Below are 19,733 nucleotides of genomic sequence, written 5' to 3'. Positions count from 1 at the left end.
CCTTTTCAATAATAAATTACCTTATCGAGTATGATATGAACTCCCGGGTTTCTCTACTGTTTATGTTCTTCTAGCAGTTCTTTCGTAGCAACTTCTGGCTGGAAGTTATGTGGCATTGTTTCAGTTCTGACAACTAATACGTCACATTCTGCATGACGTACGATGGCCTCTGATACTGATCCGATGATGAAACGTTCAACCGCATTAAGCCCAGTTGAACCACACATGATTAAGTCTGCACCTAATTTTTGTGCGATTTTCTTAGGAATAATCGTCTTAGGTGAACCGTATTCAATTAAAGTATCCACGTTTGATACACCACGACTTTGTGCTACTCTTTTGTAGCCATCAAGCAATGACTCTGCAAACTGTGTTGCGCGTTCTGAAATAGAGCGGTCATACGCTTCGACGCTTGCATAGCTTCTTGTATCGATAACATTGATGATTGAGAGTGTTGCATTATTACGCTTAGCAACTTCGACTGCCTTATTGAAGGCCCATTCCGCTTCACTTGATCCATCGACTGCGATTAAGATATTTTTATACACTAACATAAAAATCCCTCCATTTACGATCTTTATTACACTTTTATTATATCACTAATGTTTAGAATGTAATAATAGAATTGTAAACATTTTATATATTCTGAATACTCTTACTAAATTAAATGATTGCGTTTTCATTTGTAAATGTTACTATATTCTTGTAAGGATAAATTAAGGGGAGTGTATGACATGTTAATAGGTATTCCAAAAGAAATTAAAAACAACGAGAATCGTGTCGCATTGACACCTGGTGGGGTTCATGCATTAGTTGATAACGGACATGAGGTTATCGTCGAAAAAGGTGCAGGACTTGGTTCTTACTTCACAGATGAGGATTACATCGAAGTAGGCGGACGCATTGGTTCAGTTGAAGAAGCATGGAATGTAGATATGGTAATGAAGGTTAAAGAACCTTTAGCGCCTGAATTTAAATATTTTAAAGAAGGCTTAATTTTATTCACATATTTACATTTAGCTCCAGAACCAGCATTAACGAAAGCTTTATTAGATAATAAAGTGGTAGGGATAGCGTATGAAACAGTTCAGTTACCGACAGGTGGGCTACCATTATTATCTCCGATGAGTGAGGTTGCAGGTCGTATGGCAACACAAATCGGTGCACAGTTCTTACAGAAGATTCATGGTGGTAAAGGAATCTTATTAGCAGGTGTACCCGGCGTTCAAAAAGGTCGTGTAACAATTATCGGTGGAGGACAAGCTGGAACAAACGCTGCGAAAATGGCAGTCGGTCTAGGTGCTGAAGTTACAATCTTAGACTTAAGCCCAGTACGTTTACAGCAGTTAGATGATTTATTCGGAAATCAAGTTCAGACTTTAATGTCTACACCATTAAACATTGCTGACAGTGTACGTGAAAGTGATCTTGTGATTGGCGCAGTATTAATTCCAGGTGCGAAAGCTCCAAAACTTGTAACTGAAGAAATGATCAAGTCAATGAGCCCAGGTTCAGTAGTCATTGATATTGCAATTGACCAAGGTGGTATTTTCGAAACTTCAGACCGTATCACAACGCATGATGAACCAACATTCGTGAAACATGATGTTGTGCATTATTCAGTTGCGAATATGCCAGGTGCTGTACCACGCACATCAACGATGGCATTATCAAATGCAACGATTCCTTATGCAATCCAGATTGCAAATAAAGGGTATAAGCAAGCAGCTTTAGATAACGAAGCAATCCTAAAAGGTTTCAATACGCTTGATGGACATGTTACTTTTGAGGCTGTAGCACAGGACCAAGGCTTAGAATACTTTGATGCAAAATCATTGTTGAATAATTAATGAAAGAATAAAATCGAGGCCCGCATATTGATGGGGGCCTCGATTTTTGTATATTAATGATAGATTTCTCTGCCATATGCATGCTGAAATGGAATCCATTTTTTCAGCTCAGTGAATTCATTGCTGTCTGCTACTTCCGGAATAATCTCAATTTTACCTTTGGAATGTCGTAACAGACGACCAAGCTGCTGCGTATTATCAACGATAGGTTTCAAGTAAGAAACATCCCCATGTGTGATGATTGCTGATACATTTATCTCAATTAATGCATCCATCGCTTTTAGTTGTGTGCGGAGCGGAATCTTATCAAATTGAGAATGCATGATCACTGGTGTTGATTCAGCAGCTTGAATTAATGTCCGCATCACTGGAATATCAAGGTTATTATCAGAGTCCAGTGCACCGAATATAAAGCCATCTATCTTCAACCGATTCAACTGTCTAATATCTTCCCGCATGATTTCGACATCAAATAAAGTGTAACGATAACTTTGGAATGATGGATTGATGAGTGCGTATACTCTGACGTTTAGGGGATGGCAGTATTCTATCGCTATTTTTGCGAATCCGTAACTTGCTGTCATCCCGGTCTGATTGATAACAATATGTGTTCCTCCATGATTTACTGCTTCGTATAGATCATGGAAAGTTTCGACGACATTATATGTGGTCATTTTACATAGCTCGTGAGTACTTCGTATCCATCTTCTGTTACTAGAATATCGTCTTCAACGCGAACGCCGACTGTTTCAGGATAGTAAATACCGGGTTCGATTGTAAATACCATACCAGCTTGTAATGTGTTTTCATTTGATGAAGAGATATCTGGGAATTCATGTACACTGATGCCGAGACCGTGACCTAGACGGTGTGGGAAATAGTCTCCATAACCTTTAGAGGTGATATAATCACGTGCAGCTGCGTCGATGTCTTTAATAGGTACACCGGGCTTTACAAGTGCTATCGCACGTTTATTTGCTTCTGTAACGATACTGTGAATATCTTGATGGAGTTGAGGAGGCGTACCGAATGCTACTGTACGTGTAATATCAGAACAATAACCTTTGTATATAACACCAAGATCAAAGAGTACATATTCGTCCTCATTCAACGTTCTTCCTCCAGGTGTGCCGTGTGGACTTGCTGCGTGATCACCAAAGAGTACCATCGTACTGAAACTCATATCAGAAATACCTTCAATACGTTTCATTTCATTTTCAATAATCTGCACAACTTCCGCTTCAGTAATACCGATTTTTAATGCTGCTACTCCGGTTTCAACTGCTTGGTCTGCGTAGCGTGCAGCTTGTTTTAATAAAGCGATCTCATCTTCTGATTTAATGTTTCGCATGTCTTTAATGATCTGATCGATTGACTGTAATGCACTTGGTTTGAAGTGCAGCTGAATTGCTTTCTCACGCTTTACTGTTACATGTTCCTCTTCGATAAACATCACAGCTCCATCTGGAATCTCAAGCTGATGTTTCGCTACTTGAAAGGCATCTTCTGTATCTGAATAGCCAATTGTATTTAAGTTTGACGCATTTATCGCATCGTTCACTTCCATTGCAGGCACGATTAATGATGCTTCGTGCTGCGTTACGTATAAAGCCGTAAGTCGTTCGTGTGGGTCAGAAAGGAAGCCACTGAAGTAATTAATATTTTCTGGTGTTGTAATAAAAGCATGTGTAATATTCTGTTCAGTCATATAAGCTGTCAATTTTTCTAGATTTTTCATATCATTGCTCCTTTTTCATAGTACTACTAGTGTAAATTAGATTAATTGATTATTCAATTTTCATGTGTCGGCTTTTTAAATACACTTTAATTCATGTATAATAGAACCTAACAATAGGAGAGAGGTGTTATAATGGAAATCTTTTTTCACGGTCAATCTTGTATTACATTCGAACATAATGGAAAGAAAGTCATTGTAGATCCTTTTATTAATGGGAATAATCTGTCAGACTTAGATAGTGAAACACTTGAAGTGGATTATATTGTACTTACACATGGACATGGCGACCATCTAGGAGATACTGAAGCAATTGCAAAGCGCACAGGAGCAAAGGTAATTGGAACACCAGAACTTTGTGATTATTTAGCAGGTAAAGGTGTTGAAAATACACATCCGATGAATATCGGTGGGAACGTAGCATTTGATTTTGGTAAGGTAAAATATGTGCAGGCATTCCATAGTAATTCTATTACTGAAGCGGGTGACATCATTTATTTAGGTATGCCTTGCGGTCTGGTCTTTACACTAGGAGAAAAGGTTATTTACCATTGTGGTGACACTGGATTATTCTCTGATATGAAATTAATCGCAGAGCGTCATCCTGCTGATGTCTGCTTTGTTCCGATCGGCGATAATTTTACGATGGGTATTGACGATGCAGCTTATGCTATTAATGAATTGATCAAACCGACTATTGCTGTTCCAATTCATTACAATACATTTCCGTATATTGAAGTTGATGTGAATGCGTTTGCTGATAAGGTACATACGAAGGTTAAAATATTGCAGAGCGGTCAATCTGTTTCAATTTAATAATAAGTAAGAGAATGGGTGGAACATTGACAAAACATGAACAAATCATAGAACATATCACCAATTTACCCGTGGGGTCAAAGATATCTGTAAGACAAATCGCAAAGATACTCCGTGTATCTGAAGGTACTGCATATCGTGCAATTAAAGAGGCTGAGAATAATGGTATCGTTTCAACGATTGAACGTGTTGGAACGATTCGTATCGAAAAGAAGAAGCGCAATGCAATAGATAATCTGACGTTTGCAGAGATTGTTAATATTATTGACGGTCATGTTATTGGTGGGCGTGAGGGCCTGCATAAATCATTGACCAAGTTTGCAATTGGTGCCATGGAACTAAACGAAGTGGAGAAGTATATCGGTGAGAATACCTTGCTTATTGTCGGTAACCGTTCAGAAGTACAGAAGCTTGCCTTGTCAAAAGGCTCTGCCGTACTCGTTACAGGTGGTTTTGATACTACTGAGGAAGTTAAAAAAATGGCAGACAGCTTAGAATTGCCGATTATCTCTTCTAATTTTGATACCTTTGCTGTCGCAAACATGATCAATCGCGCTATCTATGATCAGCTGATAAAAAAAGAAGTGCTCACAGCACAAGATATATTGATAAAGATAGAGAATACAATCTGTTTAAGAGAAAACGATACTGTCAGTGAATGGAATCATCTTTCAGAATCATCGAAGCACACGAGATTTCCAGTGCTGGATGATAATAATAAACTGAGTGGAATCGTAACAAGTAAAGATGTACTAGGGAAGAATCCTAATGAGAAGATTAAAAAGGTGATGACGAAAAATCCCGTATCAGTGAACTTAAATTCTACTGTCGCAAGTTGTGCGCATATTATGATCTGGGAAAGCATTGAACTGCTGCCAGTTGTTTCTAGATACAATAATCTACTTGGTATCGTATCGCGAGAAGATGTGTTGAAGGCGATGCAGGTTGTCGATCGTCAGCCTCATATTGGTGATACGATTAATGATCAGGTGCTTAAGAAGATGACATTTAAAGAAGGTGAAATTTCAGTGAAAATCTCACCTCAAATGTCCAATCAGTTTGGCATGCTGAGTAAATCTGTTTATTTAGCGATTATAGAAGAGACAATAAATCATGAAATGAAAAAGCATATTAAAGGCGATATACTAATAGATAATATCGATATTATATTTATTAAGATCGTACAGATGGACAGTGAAGTGAATGTGACATTTACGTTGCTCGATCTTGGTAGAAAAGCAGCGAAAGTAGAGGTGGCGTTATCTGTCCGCAATCAAACCGTTGCCAAATCACTTTGTGCGGTACAGGTGATTGAACATTTCTATTAAATAACAAAACCCATACGTGTATATGCGTACGGGTTTTGTTATTAATGAAGCTATCGTTGGCGCTGTTTCTTTTCAAGTTCAGCCCATGCAGCGTCTTCATCTGCAAAGTGAGACTCAAAATGATGCTTTGCTCTAATCGCATATTGATAGTTAACTACTGCAAAGACGATCAGTATCGCGCATACTACAAAAGTAAACCACTGTGGAAATAACAGCATCTGGTTCAAAGCGAAGGCAAACATAAAGATAGCGAAACATTGACGTGCTCGAGCGCGATACCAGGCGCGACGAACGTCTTTCACTGTTCTGAAGTACTTAGCGATATTAAATATAGTAAATATAAATGAAAACAACATAACAGCAACAAGTGCTGATATAATATAAGGAAAAATAACTTCCATTTGAATTAACCTCCAGTCTTATCGATTATATCAACGAAATGAATTTTAGTAAATAAAGGAGAATATATGAATAAACAAGAAATAAATGCACTGATTAATGAAATCAATGCTTACGAGACAATTATTATTTTTAGACATGTCCGACCGGATCCAGATGCATTAGGTTCACAAATAGGATTAAAACATGCAATTAAGCGTTTATATCCCAATAAACGTGTATATGCGGTGGGTACTGAAGTTGAAAATTTAAAGTTTATCGGTGACATGGATACTTTAACTGATAAACAGTTTGAAAGGGCGTTAGCGCTCGTTTTGGATACTGCAAATGCACCGCGTATTGATGATAGCAGATACACGCTTTGTGATAAGGTAATAAAAATCGATCATCATCCCCCTGAAAATCAATATGGAGAACTTAACATTGTGGATACGACTGCATCGTCAACAAGTGAAATCATCTATGAAATATTGACTTCTCTAGGATATGGAAGTGATTATATCGATACCGCAGCAGCAAAGTGTCTTTATATCGGGATTGTTGGAGATACTGGAAGATTTCTCTTCAATAATACAACATCGCGAACGATGGAAGTTGCTGCTGAACTACTTAAGTTTGATATAGATCATACGAAGATGATTAATCAAATGCAGCAACGAGAGGCTTCAAGTATGAAGTTTCAAGGCTTTGTGCTGCAAAACTTTAACTTTGATAATGGAGTCGGCAATATTTTCATTTCTAAGGAAATACTAGAAAGATTTAATATTACCGCTTCAGAGGCTTCGTTATTTGTCAATGCCTTTTCCGATATGAAAGGAATCAAAGCATGGGCTTATGCTGTAGATGAAGGCGATGCTATTCGCGTGAGACTTAGAAGTAAAGAAGTTGTGATTAACACGCTCGCTGCTAAATATAATGGCGGAGGTCATCCATTGGCAAGTGGTGCTTCTGTATATAGCATATCGGAATACGAGCAGTTGTTAAGTGAACTAAAGAAACTTGTAAATGGGTAGGTGAAACGAATGGTTGTTCATTTAAATGTGCATTCGGCATATGATCTTTTACATTCTACAGTTGAAATCGATAAGTTAGTGACACGTGTCACAGAATTAAAAGAACATGCAGTTGCCCTGACGGACTTTAATGTATTATTTGGTGTGCAATCATTTTATAAGGCATGTATTGCTGCTGATATTAAACCGATAATTGGAATGGAGATACGTGTGACGGATGGCCTGAAACAAATTCATGCCGTATGTCTTGCACGCAACAATACAGGATATGTGAACCTGATCAAACTTTCATCGAGAATACAGCTTAAAGGTGTAACGCTCACACCTTTAAAATGGCTGACACAATATCAATCTGGACTAATCGTAATCTTCAAGTCGATTACGGAGTCAGAATCACATTTTACACAGGGTATCGAATCTTATTATATTTGCCATAACAGTTCTCTTGCTGCAAAAAAAGTATATATAGAAGATGTACTTTATCTAGAATCCAGTGGTGTACAGCATCTGGAAGTACTCAATGCGATAGAGGAGAATAAGAAGCTGCCATTAGAAATGGTACAAATCAAAGCGGGCACAGCGTATATGAAGGGTGAAGCGCAACTCGTTGATTTGAAGATTCCGCAGGACTATATAGACCGCACGCATGAAATTGCAGAACAATGTAATGTAGATATTACAAAGCATCATGCATCTATGCCGAAATTTCCTATCGATGGTTATTCGAGTGATGCATATCTAATGAAGCTGCTTCAAGATAAAAAGAAAGAGATTCCACATTTTGATGAACGCTATGAGCAACGTCTGCGTTATGAATATGATGTCATAACGCAGATGGGGTATGCCGATTACTTTCTGATTGTCGGTGATTTAATTCAGTATGCAAAGGAAAATGATATTCTTGTTGGCCCGGGGCGTGGTTCTTCAGGTGGCTCACTAATCAGCTATGTGCTTGGAATCACTGAAGTAGATCCTGTTCAATACAATCTGCTCTTCGAACGGTTCTTAAATCCAGAACGTGTGACGATGCCAGATATTGATATTGATTTTGAAGATACGAAGCGTGATCAGGTGATTCAGTATGCGGTTGACAAATACGGTAAATACAATGTCAGTGGCATCGTGACATTCGGACATTTAAATGCCCGTGCTGTAATGCGTGATACAGGGCGTATATTACAGTTTTCAGATGCCGAATTAAAAGAAATCAGTACTTTGATTCCAAAACGTGTCGGTATCACACTTGATGATATGAAGACGGATGAGGATTTTGTGCGGTTCATCAATAAGAGTGATCGTCGAAAGCAATGGTTTGACATTGCTTATGCGCTCGAAGGACTCCCGCGTAACACATCGACACATGCTGCTGGCGTAATTATTCATGATCAGCTACTGACAGATTACGTGCCGATTATAGAAGGAGATTCAGTGTCACTTACGCAGTGGACGATGACAGAAGTTGAATCTATCGGTTTACTGAAAATCGACTTTTTAGGACTAAGGAATCTGTCAATCATACATAATGTGATGGATCAGGTTAAGATACAGTTTAATCAGCAGCTTGACCTGAATACATTGCCGCTTGATGACCCTAAAGTCTATGCATTACTGGCGCAAGGTGACACCACTGGTATATTCCAGCTCGAATCGGATGGTATTCGAAATGTACTGCGTAATCTGAAACCCAGTCATTTCAACGACATTGTTGCCGTGCTGGCACTTTATCGACCAGGCCCTATGGAACAGATTCCAGTCTATATTGAAAGAAGGCACGGTGCTCAATCTGTAGATTATATTCATGACGATCTAAAAGCGATATTGAAAGATACATTTGGTGTCATCATTTATCAAGAACAAATTATGCAGATTGCAAATCAATTTGCAGGATTCAGTTACGGAGAAGCGGATATATTAAGGCGAGCCATGAGCAAGAAGGACATGTCGGTGCTACTGACGGAAAAAGAACATTTTATTTTAGGAAGCGTCAATAAAGGTTATGATAAACAAACCGCAGAAGCGATATATGAATTAATACTGAAGTTCGCGAACTATGGATTTCCGAAAGCGCATGCAGTTGCATATGCGAAAATCGCTTACTGTATGTTATACCTGAAAGTACATTATCCAAATATCTTCTATACAGCTATCCTGAGTAATCAAATCGGCAGTGAGCACAAGACTAAAGAGATTATCGATGAAGTCAAGAAACGTGGTATACCGATATATGCTGCCGATATCAATAAGGCACATTGGTATTATCGCACATATAAGGACGGTATATTAAACGCTCTAGGTGTCATTAAAGGACTCGGCTACAAAAGTGTTCAGGATATTATTGATGCAAGAAAACAAGGTTCATTTAAAGATATCTATGATTTCTGTGCACGTATCCCCTCACGAATTGTTAGTAAACCTTTATTAGAAGCTCTAATCCATGCCGGCAGTTTTGATTCCTTTGGACACACGCGCGCAACATTACTTGCATCACTTGATATGATAATCGATGTTGAAAGGACAAACGAAGGAGAAGGAAGCTTTCTAGAGTCGCTTGGTTTAAATAAGAAGAAAGATTATATCATTCACGAAGAAATGTCAGATATGAAAAAAGCAGAATATGAAAAAGCATATCTTGGCTTTTATTTAACGAATCATCCGGTCGAATCACGTTTTAAAGCACTTCAATATTTGCCGTTATATAAAATTGCGCAACGACTGAATCAGCATTACATGCTGATATTCATTGATGAAGTGAGAAGGATTAGAACAAAGAAAGGTCAACCGATGGCATTTATCAAAGGCTTTGATGGTACAGATAATATCGATATCGTATGTTTTCCAGATACTTATCGTAAGTTTGAGACAGCGATTCAATCTCATCAAATGGTTGTGATCAATGGGAAATTTGATAATAACAGAGGGAAAGATAACTATATCGCTGAAACGATTGAAACTGTCGAATCATTTATAAAAAGAATATACGAGCAAGCTCGATTTATTTATATACGCGAACCGTTGCCAGAGACTTTTATTCTAGATGAAGGGGAGATACAGGTCATCTATTTTGATCGTGCACAACATGTAATTGGCACAGTGTCCAAAGATAAAATTAAAGAACTGGTTGAATATTTCAATCCTGAAGACATTCGCATAATATAAACTTTATTAAAAATTAAACATGTGATATATTAATCCTTAGTGGTCAGACCACTAAGGATTCTTTTGGAGGTGCAACTGTGAATACCCCGCATAAAGGTTTTAATCATGTTTTAGATGAAATCGACCGTATGATAAAGAATGATGGACTGAAGTCTGGTGATAAACTTCCATCTGAAAGACATTTGAGCGAATTACTCAATATTAGTCGCTCAAGCATAAGAGAAGCATTACGCGCACTTGAGATTCTTGGCGTTATCGAGACAAGACGGGGCGAAGGAACTTATTTATCTGATATGGATAATAACCAGTTCTTCGAGCTGATAGGTGGATATTTGATCACGTCAAGGGCACAAACAGGTGAAATAAAGGATTTTATACATATGATTGAAAGCAGTATAACAATTGAAGAGAACAAGACGATTGAAGAATGTATCAATACAAGCAACACAATCATGTTTAGAGTTTGGAAATTATTAAAGCGCTATGAAGCGACTTATGATGAGAAGGCGTGAGCATATGTTTAAGGATATCTTTAAAAAGAATAAGAAGAAAAAATATGTAACCGTTAAAAATATGACAGATACAGAAGTACCTGAAGGTATAATGGCGAAATGTCCAAAATGTCAAAAAATCATGTATACAAAAGAGCTGCAAGAAAATCTAAATGTCTGTTTTAACTGTGATCATCACATGGCGATGAACGCCTATGACCGCATTGATGCTTTGATGGATAAAGATACATTTAAGGAACTGGATAAACATGTTGAACCAGTCAATCCGCTTAACTTTCCGAATTATGAAGAGAAAATAGAGAAAGATAGAATGAAGACGGAGATTGATGAAGCAGTCGTAACCGGATGGGGTACTATCAACGGCTATGAAACGGGTATCGCTGTAATGGATTCAAGGTTTCGTATGGGCTCTATGGGAACGGTTGTTGGAGAGAAGATTACACGTGTAATTGAATATGCGACGAAACAGCAGATGCCTTTTATTATCTTTACAGCAAGTGGTGGTGCGAGAATGCAGGAAGGAATACTATCGCTGATGCAAATGGCCAAAGTGAGTGTGGCTTTGAACCGACATCGTGAAGCAGGGTTATTATACATTGCATTCATGACACATCCTACGACAGGTGGTGTATCTGCAAGTTTTGCATCTGTCGGAGATATTAATCTTGCGGAACCAGAAAGTTTGATTGGATTTGCAGGACGACGTATCATCGAACAGACGATTAATGAGAAATTACCTGATGATTTCCAGACCGCTGAATTTCTACTGGATCATGGACAGCTTGATAAAGTTGTCCATCGTAATGAGATGAAAGAGGTCCTTACTACAATCTTGAAATTACATCAAAGGGGTGAAAATTAATGGTGCTGGATTTTGAACAACCTATTAGAGATATCGAAAAGAAAATTCAAGATATAGAGCAGTATATGAAAGCATCTGATGTTGATTTAACACATGAGGTAGAATTACTGAAGGCAAAGAAAGAAAACCTATTTAAATCAATCTATGCCGATCTGTCCCCTTGGCAAAGAGTGCAGATTGCACGTCTAGGTGAAAGACCGACAACTTTAGATTATATTGCGCATCTATTTGATGAGTTTATGGAATTTCATGGAGATAGAAACTTTAGAGATGATCCTGCAATCGTCGGAGGTATTGCTTCTTTCCAAGGCCGTCCTGTTACTGTCATTGGTCACCAAAGAGGAAAAGAGACGAAAGATAATATATACAGAAATTTCGGTATGGCGCATCCAGAAGGTTATCGTAAAGCGATGCGATTGATGAAGCAAGCTGAAAAGTTCAACCGTCCGATTATATGCTTTATCGATACGAAAGGAGCATATCCTGGTAAAGCAGCTGAAGAACGCGGGCAGAGTGAATCGATTGCACGCAATCTAGTAGAGATGGCTGCACTTAAAGTACCGGTTATCTCGATTGTCATCGGGGAAGGTGGGAGTGGTGGAGCACTTGGTTTAGGTGTATGTAATACATTGTTAATGTTAGAAAACGCAACGTATTCCGTCATTTCTCCAGAAGGTGCGGCAGCGTTACTGTGGAAAGATAGTACACTGGCCCAGTTGTCGGCAGAAACGATGAAGATTACTGCACCTGACTTACTTGAACTTGGCGTCGTAGATGAAGTGATTCATGAAATACCTGGTGGTGCACATCGAGATATCGCACAACAAAGTCAGTTGATCAATAAAGCATTAACTCCGTATATTCGTGAACTTTCACAACGCTCTGCAGAGGACATTGTGCAGCAACGTTATGATAAGTTTAGAGCAATCGGTGAAATCAAATAAAAAGATATTAACATAATATGAAAAGATAGTTGAAAACGTTGTCTAAATAATGAGTTGGCGACGTTTTTTTTTGAATGTTTTTTTAAAACGTTTTCATTGTTACGAACATGTGATATTGATGGATAATGTGAAAGTAATGTGTTAATTTAAAGATAAAGAATACACAAAGTGAGGAATTGATATGAAAAAGATAGCTGTATTAACGAGTGGTGGCGATGCACCTGGAATGAATGCTGCTGTTCGTGCTGTTGTGCGTAAAGCAATGTATTATGGCATAGAAGTTTATGGCGTATATCAAGGGTATCAAGGATTAATCAATAATAATATTAAGAAGATGGAACGTGGTACTGTAGGGGATAAGATACAGCGTGGGGGGACGTTTCTGCAGTCGGCACGTTGTCCAGAATTTAAAGATCCAGAAGTACGTAAGCAGGCGATTGCCAATTTAAATAATCTTGGTATCGAAGGTCTAGTGGTTATTGGTGGCGATGGAAGTTATCGTGGTGCTCAAAGACTGAATGAAGAAGGCATAAAGACAATCGGTATTCCAGGAACAATCGATAATGATATCAACGGCACAGACTTTACGATAGGATTTGATACGGCTTTAAATACGATTGTAGAAGCAATTGATAAGATTAGAGATACAGCGTCGAGTCATGAACGTACATTCATCGTAGAAGTCATGGGGAGAGATGCCGGAGACTTAGCGCTATGGTCTGGTCTTGCAGGAGGTGCTGAGACAGTATTGTGTCCAGAGCACCGTAAAGATGTCAAGGTCATTGCAGATAAAATTCAACAAGGGATCGAACGTGGCAAGAAACATTCTATCATCGTTGTTGCTGAAGGCGTTATGACCGGTGAAGAATGTGGTCAGGAACTAAAGAAATATATTAATGTTGATACTCGTATCTCGGTACTTGGTCATATGCAGCGTGGAGGCTCACCTTCTGGAATGGATAGAGTACTTGCAAGTCGTCTAGGTGGCTATGCTGTAGAACTGCTGATGAATAATGAAACTGGTCTTGCAGTTGGCATTCAGAATAATAGTTTATCTAAGACTAAGTTTGAAGATATCTTCACATCTGTCCATCATTTAGATGAGAAGATGTATGATTTATCTAATGAATTATCGATATAATGCAATAAGTGTCGCAACAAATATAATGGAGGCTCATAAAATGAGAAAAACTAAAATAGTATGTACAATCGGACCGGCTTCAGAATCTCCTGAAATGTTAGAGAAATTGATGAATGCGGGTATGAACGTTGCTCGACTTAATTTCTCGCATGGTTCACACGAGGAACATCAGGCACGTATCGAGACAATTCGCTCTGTAGCGCAACGTTTAAATAAGACGGTAGCAATCTTGCTTGATACGAAAGGTCCTGAAATTAGAACACATAATATGGGAAACGATAAGATTGAACTTGTCAAAGGTTCAACTGTTACAGTCAATATGGAACAAGTATTGGGCACGCCTGCAGAGTTCTCGGTCACGTATCCTGAACTAATCAATGATATTCATATAGGTTCTACAATTTTGTTAGACGATGGATTGATCGAACTTAAGGTCAAAGATATCCTGCATGACGAAGGTAAGATTGTATGTGACGTCATCAATGCAGGTGAACTAAAGAATAAGAAAGGTGTAAATTTACCTGGTGTCAAAGTAAACTTGCCTGGAATTACAGATAAAGATGCTTCAGATATTCTATTCGGTATCGAACAGAAAGTAGACTTCATTGCGGCATCATTTGTACGTCGTGCGAGTGATGTATTAGAAATTCGTGAAATATTAGAGAAAAATCAATGCGACTTTATTCATATTATCCCTAAAATTGAAAATGAAGAAGGGATAGAGAATATCGATCAGATTCTGGAAGTTTCTGATGGACTGATGATTGCACGTGGAGATATGGGGGTTGAAATACCCGCTGAGCAAGTACCGCTAGTACAGAAAGAATTGATTCAGAAGTGTAATATTCTCGGAAAACCTGTAATCACTGCCACACAGATGCTCGATTCTATGCAGCGTAACCCACGTTGTACACGTGCAGAAGCAAGTGACGTTGCCAACGCCATCTATGATGGAAGTGACGCAGTGATGTTATCAGGTGAAACGGCTGCAGGATTATATCCGGAAGAATCGGTTAAGACGATGCACAATATTGCATTTGCTGCAGAAGAAGCACAAGATTATAAGCGCATGCTTTCAGACCGTACGAAATTAAATCAGCCATCTATGGTAAATGCGATTGGTGTGTCTGTAGCTCATACTGCTTTAAATTTAGACGTACAGACGATTGTCGCTGCAACTGAAAGTGGTACAACAGCACAGATAATCTCTAAATATCGCCCACATGCACATATTATCGCAGTAACACCTTATGAAGAAACAGCGAGACATCTTTCTTTAGTATGGGGCGTAATACCTATAGTGAAGACTGGTAAATCTACAACAGATGAATTATTAGATAAATCTGTACAGGCAGCAATTGAAATAGGAACTGTCGAAAATGGAGATTTAATCATTATTACAGCAGGTATCCCAACAGGTGAAGCAGGAACTACGAACTTAATGAAGATTCATCTGATTGGTGATGTGATTGCAGCAGGAACAGGTATAGGTAGAACTGCAGCACACGGCAAGGTCATTAAAGCAAATAGTGCAGAAGAACTACAAGGTATTGATATGACGGACAAAGTTGTCGTATCACCGCAGACAGATGCAGATATGGTACCTTATCTTGAACAGGCAGTTGCGATTGTAACTGAAGAAGGTGGATTAACATCACATGCGGCAGTCGTTGGGCTTAATCTCGGTAAACCGACAATCGTAGGTGTCCAGGATGTGATGAATACATTAGAAAACGGTACACTTGTAACAGTAGATGCACAGCATAATAAAGTATATATCGGGCACGCAAAAGTAAACTAAAATAAGGATGAGCATTTGCTCATCCTTATTTTTGATTTCTGTAAACTTTTTTGATTATAATTGAAGCTAAATGCCCTTGATACTTTCTTTATCTATAATTATGTTTTTCGAAGTTGTCTTTCTTAAATCCACCCTGCACATAATACATAACTGCTAATAGGATAAACCATAATGGTGAAACGAATAATCCCAAACGTGTGTCTTCTGCTATAAATAAGAGCATGAACACAAAGGCAAAGAATGCAAGTACAATGTAGGCTGCTATTTTTCCGCCAGGCATTTTATAAGTACTATGTTCATGAAGTTCTGGTCGTGTTTTTAAATATTTCAAATAAGCGAACATAATAATTGACCATACAACGATAAAGAATACAGTAGCAACTGTAGTTACGAGTGTAAATACAGCATTTGCATTCGGAATAATATAGTTCAATAATACGGATATTAATAGAAGTACACTTGAGAACACAACTGCATTCGCTGGTACGCCAGCTTTATTCGTTCTTTGAAAGAAGCTGTCATCTCCCTTTGAGAAGTTTTTACTTAATCCGAATAGCATACGGCTGTTTGAAAAGATTCCGCTGTTACATGAAGATGATGCGGATGTGATAACTACAAAATTGATTAAACTTGCTGCAAATCCGATACCGATCAGTCCAAAGAACTTAACGAATGGACTTTCGTTCGGATCGATTTTGTCCCATGGTGTAACACTCATGATGATGATTAAAGAACCAATATAAAATAAAACGATACGAATAGGTACACTGTTTATTGCACGAGGTAATGTTTTCTCTGGATCTTGAGCTTCGCCCGCTGTAACACCGATAAGCTCGATTCCTACGAAACTAAATATTGCCATCTGGAAGCTCAGCAGAAAACCATTCATTCCATTCGGGAAAAAACCGTTATGTGACCATAGATTAGTAAGTGATGCATGTCCAAACTTCGTTTCAAACCCGATTACAATTAGGATAATACCAACAAGTATAAGTGCGATGATTGTAATTACTTTAATGATAGCAAACCAGAATTCAAGTTCTCCGAAGAGTTTGGCTGTAAGTAAATTCAGTCCCATCAATACAACGATACAGATTAAAGAAGATGCCCATGTCGGGAAGTCCGGCCACCAAAATTGAACGTACTTCGCAACGGCAGTCACTTCTGCCATTCCAGTTACAACCCAGCAGAACCAATATGTCCAGCCTGTAATATACCCCATGAAATCTCCAAGATAATCTCTTGCAATATCAGTAAATGAATGATAATTCGTATTGGATAATAATAATTCTCCAAGCCCTCGCATAAATAAGAATAAGAACAATCCTATAACGAGGTATGTCAATAATATCGAAGGTCCTGCGAAATTGATAGATTTACCAGCTCCTAAAAATAGTCCGGTACCTATAGCTCCACCAATTGCAATAAGCTGAATATGTCTGTTTGAAAGCGCACGCTGTAAACCATTTTGACTGTTACTATTTGATTGAGTATTCACATTTTTTCCTTCTTTCCTTAGTATTTTTCTATTATGTTATGAATTATCAAAAACTTCAAACTTTTTTTGAAATATATCTATAACTAAAACTTATGACCCTCAATAATAAACTACTATAATTCATAATCATTCACAAAATAAAGACAATTAGCTATAATATGAAGTGTGAAAGCCGTTACATTGGGCATAGCAAAATTTTGTTGTAAAGGGGAAATAGAAATGGCAGAATTAGTTAAAGGGCTTGAAGGTATTATAGCTTCGAACACAAAAGTGAGTTCGATTGTTGGGGATCAACTGACATATGCAGGTTATGAAATTGATGACTTAACTGAAAATGCATCGTTTGAAGAAGTAATCTTCTTACTTTGGAATTTCAGATTACCGAATAAAGAAGAACTAGAAAATTTAAAATCTCAGCTTATCGAATATATGAATCTACACCCAAGAATGTATAGTCATTTCGAAGATTATACTGCGGATGCTGTGCATCCAATGACAGGACTTCGTACTTCATTGTCATACCTTGCTCATTTCGATCCACGTGCTGATGAGTTCAATGAAGATGCACATATGGATAAAGCGATTCGTATTCAGGCAAAAGTAGCATCGCTTGTTGCTGCATTTGCACGAGTTCGTCAAGGAAAAGAAGTGGTTAAACCAAAGAAAGAATTAAGCTATGCAGCGAACTTCCTTTATATGTTATTTGGTGAGGAACCAACAGCAATTCAGGAGGAAGGCTTCAACAAAGCATTGATTCTTCATGCCGATCATGAACTGAATGCGTCTACGTTTACGGCACGTGTCGCTGTATCTACATTATCTGATATGTATTCAGGTGTCGTTGCTGCAGCTGGTGCACTAAAGGGGCCGCTTCACGGTGGTGCAAACGAACAAGTTATGAAGATGTTGAGTGAAATCGGTTCAATCGATAATGTTGAAGACTATATCAATAAAAAAATTGAGAATAAAGAAAAGATTATGGGATTTGGTCACCGTGTGTATAAAAACGGAGATCCACGTGCTAAATATTTAAAAGAGATGTCTTGTAAGATTACAGACGAAACTGGGCATAAAGAACTTTTCGAAATGTCAGTTAAAATTGCTGATTTATTAAAGGAGAAAAAAGGGTTATTACCAAACGTTGATTTCTACTCAGCAACGGTTTATCACTCAATGGGTATCGAACATGATCTATTTACACCAATCTTTGCAGTAAGTCGTACATCTGGCTGGATTGCTCATATTCTTGAGCAATATAATGATAACCGTATCATTCGTCCGCGTGCAAACTATATCGGTGAAGTTGGCCGTAAGTATGTACCAGTTGAGGAACGATAAAATACAAATATGGAGGAATATATAATGGCAGATAAAATTACAAATTCTAATGGAGTATTAAACGTACCAAATCATCCTGTAGTTCCATTTATCATTGGTGATGGAACAGGTCCAGATATATGGAATGCAGCGAGCCGCGTGTTAGATGCAGCAGTTGAAAAAGCATACAACGGAGAAAAGAAGATTGAATGGAAAGAAGTACTTGCTGGTCAAAAAGCATTTGATGCAACGGGTGAATGGTTACCACAAGAAACGTTAGATGTGATTGATGAGTACTTAATTGCAATTAAAGGGCCTTTAACAACGCCAATCGGCGGAGGTATTCGTTCTTTAAATGTTGCTTTACGTCAAGAGCTTGATCTTTTCACTTGTCTTCGTCCGGTGCGTTACTTTGAAGGTGTACCTTCACCAGTTAAGCGTCCAGAAGATACAGATATGGTTATCTTCCGTGAAAACACTGAAGATATCTATGCAGGTATTGAATTCAAGGAAGGTTCAGAAGAAGTTAAGAAAGTTATTGATTTCTTACAAAATGAAATGGGTGCGAAAAATATTCGTTTCCCAGAAACATCAGGTATTGGTATTAAACCTGTTTCTAAAGAAGGTACAGAACGTCTAGTACGTGCTGCAATCAATTATGCAATTACTGAAGGACGTAAGTCTGTAACATTAGTCCATAAAGGGAATATCATGAAATTTACTGAAGGTGCGTTTAAACAGTGGGGTTATGATTTAGCAGAGCGTGAATTCGGTGATAAAGTATTTACTTGGTCTGAATATGACAAGATTAAAGAAGCAGATGGTACAGAAGCGGCTGATAAAGCACAGGAAGCGGCTTTAGATGCAGGTAAAATATTAATTAAAGATTCTATCGCTGATATCTTCTTACAACAAATTTTAACGCGCCCAGCGGAATTTGATGTTGTTGCAACGATGAACTTAAACGGTGATTATATTTCTGATGCGCTTGCTGCTCAAGTAGGTGGTATCGGAATTGCACCTGGTGCGAATATTAACTATGAATCAGGACATGCAATATTTGAAGCTACGCACGGAACAGCACCTAAGTATGCTGGATTAGATAAAGTTAATCCATCGTCTGTGATTTTAAGCGGAGTATTGATGCTTGAGCATTTAGGATGGAAAGAAGCAGGAGACCTCATTACGAAATCTATGGAGAAAACGATTGCTTCTAAAGTAGTTACTTATGACTTTGCGCGATTAATGGAAGGTGCAACAGAAGTTAAATGTGGTGCCTTTGCAGACGAACTGATTAAAAATATGTAATCAACAGAAGCAGTTATTTGAATTTATTCATTTAACTGCTTTTTTTAGGAGGA

17 protein-coding genes are annotated in these 19,733 nt (G+C 38.1%); 12 read left to right on the top strand and 5 right to left on the bottom strand.

Annotation, left to right across the window (positions count from 1 at the left end):
• Window positions 1-53: 53 nt before the first annotated feature.
• Entirely contained in the window at window positions 54-554 is a 501-nt protein-coding gene (locus tag QA539_RS07225; RefSeq protein ID WP_012657282.1) for a universal stress protein, read from the bottom strand.
• A gap of 180 nt (window positions 555-734) precedes the next feature.
• On the opposite strand from QA539_RS07225, the gene ald reads away from it, so the two are divergent.
• A complete protein-coding gene (gene ald, locus QA539_RS07220) occupies window positions 735-1,850 on the top strand; it encodes an alanine dehydrogenase (protein ID WP_219492536.1) in 1,116 nt (371 codons plus the stop codon).
• A 53-nt stretch (window positions 1,851-1,903) separates the two neighbouring features.
• Here the strand turns inward: ald and QA539_RS07215 are convergent, their stop codons facing one another.
• Complete coding sequence (locus tag QA539_RS07215; protein ID WP_219492533.1) at window positions 1,904-2,524, bottom strand: copper homeostasis protein CutC; 621 nt, start codon at window positions 2,522-2,524, stop codon at window positions 1,904-1,906.
• Window positions 2,521-3,588: a M24 family metallopeptidase gene (locus QA539_RS07210; protein WP_219492530.1), complete on the bottom strand. Its 1,068-nt coding sequence runs from the start codon at window positions 3,586-3,588 to the stop codon at window positions 2,521-2,523. The genes QA539_RS07215 and QA539_RS07210 overlap by 4 nt, the downstream gene beginning before the upstream one ends.
• A 132-nt stretch (window positions 3,589-3,720) precedes the next feature.
• On the opposite strand from QA539_RS07210, the gene QA539_RS07205 reads away from it, so the two are divergent.
• Window positions 3,721-4,401 carry a metal-dependent hydrolase gene (locus QA539_RS07205; RefSeq protein ID WP_283721992.1) on the top strand — a complete coding sequence of 227 codons (681 nt, stop codon included), beginning with the start codon at window positions 3,721-3,723 and terminating at the stop codon, window positions 4,399-4,401.
• 26 nt (window positions 4,402-4,427) lie between these two features.
• Window positions 4,428-5,729, top strand: coding sequence for a DRTGG domain-containing protein (locus QA539_RS07200; RefSeq protein WP_241427445.1), 1,302 nt, complete (start codon window positions 4,428-4,430; stop codon window positions 5,727-5,729).
• A 50-nt stretch (window positions 5,730-5,779) separates the two neighbouring features.
• On the opposite strand, the gene QA539_RS07195 is transcribed toward QA539_RS07200, so the two are convergent.
• On the bottom strand, window positions 5,780-6,130 hold the full coding sequence (locus QA539_RS07195) for a YtpI family protein (protein ID WP_219492522.1): 351 nt from the start codon (window positions 6,128-6,130) through the stop codon (window positions 5,780-5,782).
• 66 nt (window positions 6,131-6,196) lie between these two features.
• Here QA539_RS07195 and QA539_RS07190 point away from each other — a divergent pair, with 66 nt between their 5' ends.
• From QA539_RS07190 to pyk, 7 genes are all read left to right on the top strand, one after another.
• Window positions 6,197-7,141 carry a DHH family phosphoesterase gene (locus QA539_RS07190; RefSeq protein ID WP_419895027.1) on the top strand — a complete coding sequence of 315 codons (945 nt, stop codon included), beginning with the start codon at window positions 6,197-6,199 and terminating at the stop codon, window positions 7,139-7,141.
• A gap of 9 nt (window positions 7,142-7,150) precedes the next feature.
• Window positions 7,151-10,297 carry a DNA polymerase III subunit alpha gene (locus QA539_RS07185; protein ID WP_219492517.1) on the top strand — a complete coding sequence of 1,049 codons (3,147 nt, stop codon included), beginning with the start codon at window positions 7,151-7,153 and terminating at the stop codon, window positions 10,295-10,297.
• A gap of 77 nt (window positions 10,298-10,374) precedes the next feature.
• Window positions 10,375-10,809: a FadR/GntR family transcriptional regulator gene (locus QA539_RS07180; RefSeq protein ID WP_241427444.1), complete on the top strand. Its 435-nt coding sequence runs from the start codon at window positions 10,375-10,377 to the stop codon at window positions 10,807-10,809.
• A gap of 4 nt (window positions 10,810-10,813) precedes the next feature.
• Window positions 10,814-11,671 (top strand): acetyl-CoA carboxylase, carboxyltransferase subunit beta, encoded by an 858-nt coding sequence (accD, locus tag QA539_RS07175; protein ID WP_219492515.1) that lies wholly within the window; start codon window positions 10,814-10,816, stop codon window positions 11,669-11,671.
• 2 nt (window positions 11,672-11,673) lie between these two features.
• Window positions 11,674-12,615, top strand: a complete 942-nt coding sequence (gene accA / locus QA539_RS07170) for an acetyl-CoA carboxylase carboxyl transferase subunit alpha (RefSeq protein WP_219494842.1) — start codon at window positions 11,674-11,676, stop codon at window positions 12,613-12,615.
• Between the two features lie 181 nt (window positions 12,616-12,796).
• Window positions 12,797-13,756 (top strand): 6-phosphofructokinase, encoded by a 960-nt coding sequence (gene pfkA / locus QA539_RS07165; protein WP_219492513.1) that lies wholly within the window; start codon window positions 12,797-12,799, stop codon window positions 13,754-13,756.
• 40 nt (window positions 13,757-13,796) lie between these two features.
• Window positions 13,797-15,557 (top strand): pyruvate kinase, encoded by a 1,761-nt coding sequence (pyk, locus tag QA539_RS07160; protein WP_219492510.1) that lies wholly within the window; start codon window positions 13,797-13,799, stop codon window positions 15,555-15,557.
• An 88-nt stretch (window positions 15,558-15,645) separates the two neighbouring features.
• On the opposite strand, the gene QA539_RS07155 is transcribed toward pyk, so the two are convergent.
• On the bottom strand, window positions 15,646-17,055 hold the full coding sequence (locus tag QA539_RS07155) for an amino acid permease (protein ID WP_219492508.1): 1,410 nt from the start codon (window positions 17,053-17,055) through the stop codon (window positions 15,646-15,648).
• A 219-nt stretch (window positions 17,056-17,274) separates the two neighbouring features.
• On the opposite strand from QA539_RS07155, the gene QA539_RS07150 reads away from it, so the two are divergent.
• On the top strand, window positions 17,275-18,393 hold the full coding sequence (locus QA539_RS07150) for a citrate synthase (protein ID WP_219492505.1): 1,119 nt from the start codon (window positions 17,275-17,277) through the stop codon (window positions 18,391-18,393).
• Between the two features lie 24 nt (window positions 18,394-18,417).
• On the top strand, window positions 18,418-19,680 hold the full coding sequence (icd, locus tag QA539_RS07145) for an NADP-dependent isocitrate dehydrogenase (RefSeq protein WP_219492502.1): 1,263 nt from the start codon (window positions 18,418-18,420) through the stop codon (window positions 19,678-19,680).
• Window positions 19,681-19,733: the final 53 nt, after the last annotated feature.

Source organism: Macrococcus psychrotolerans, from assembly GCF_038095555.1.
Lineage (GTDB): Bacteria > Bacillota > Bacilli > Staphylococcales > Staphylococcaceae > Macrococcoides > Macrococcoides psychrotolerans.
Note: the sequence above shows the minus strand (reverse complement) of the source record. Positions and strands in the feature narration are given on the sequence as shown.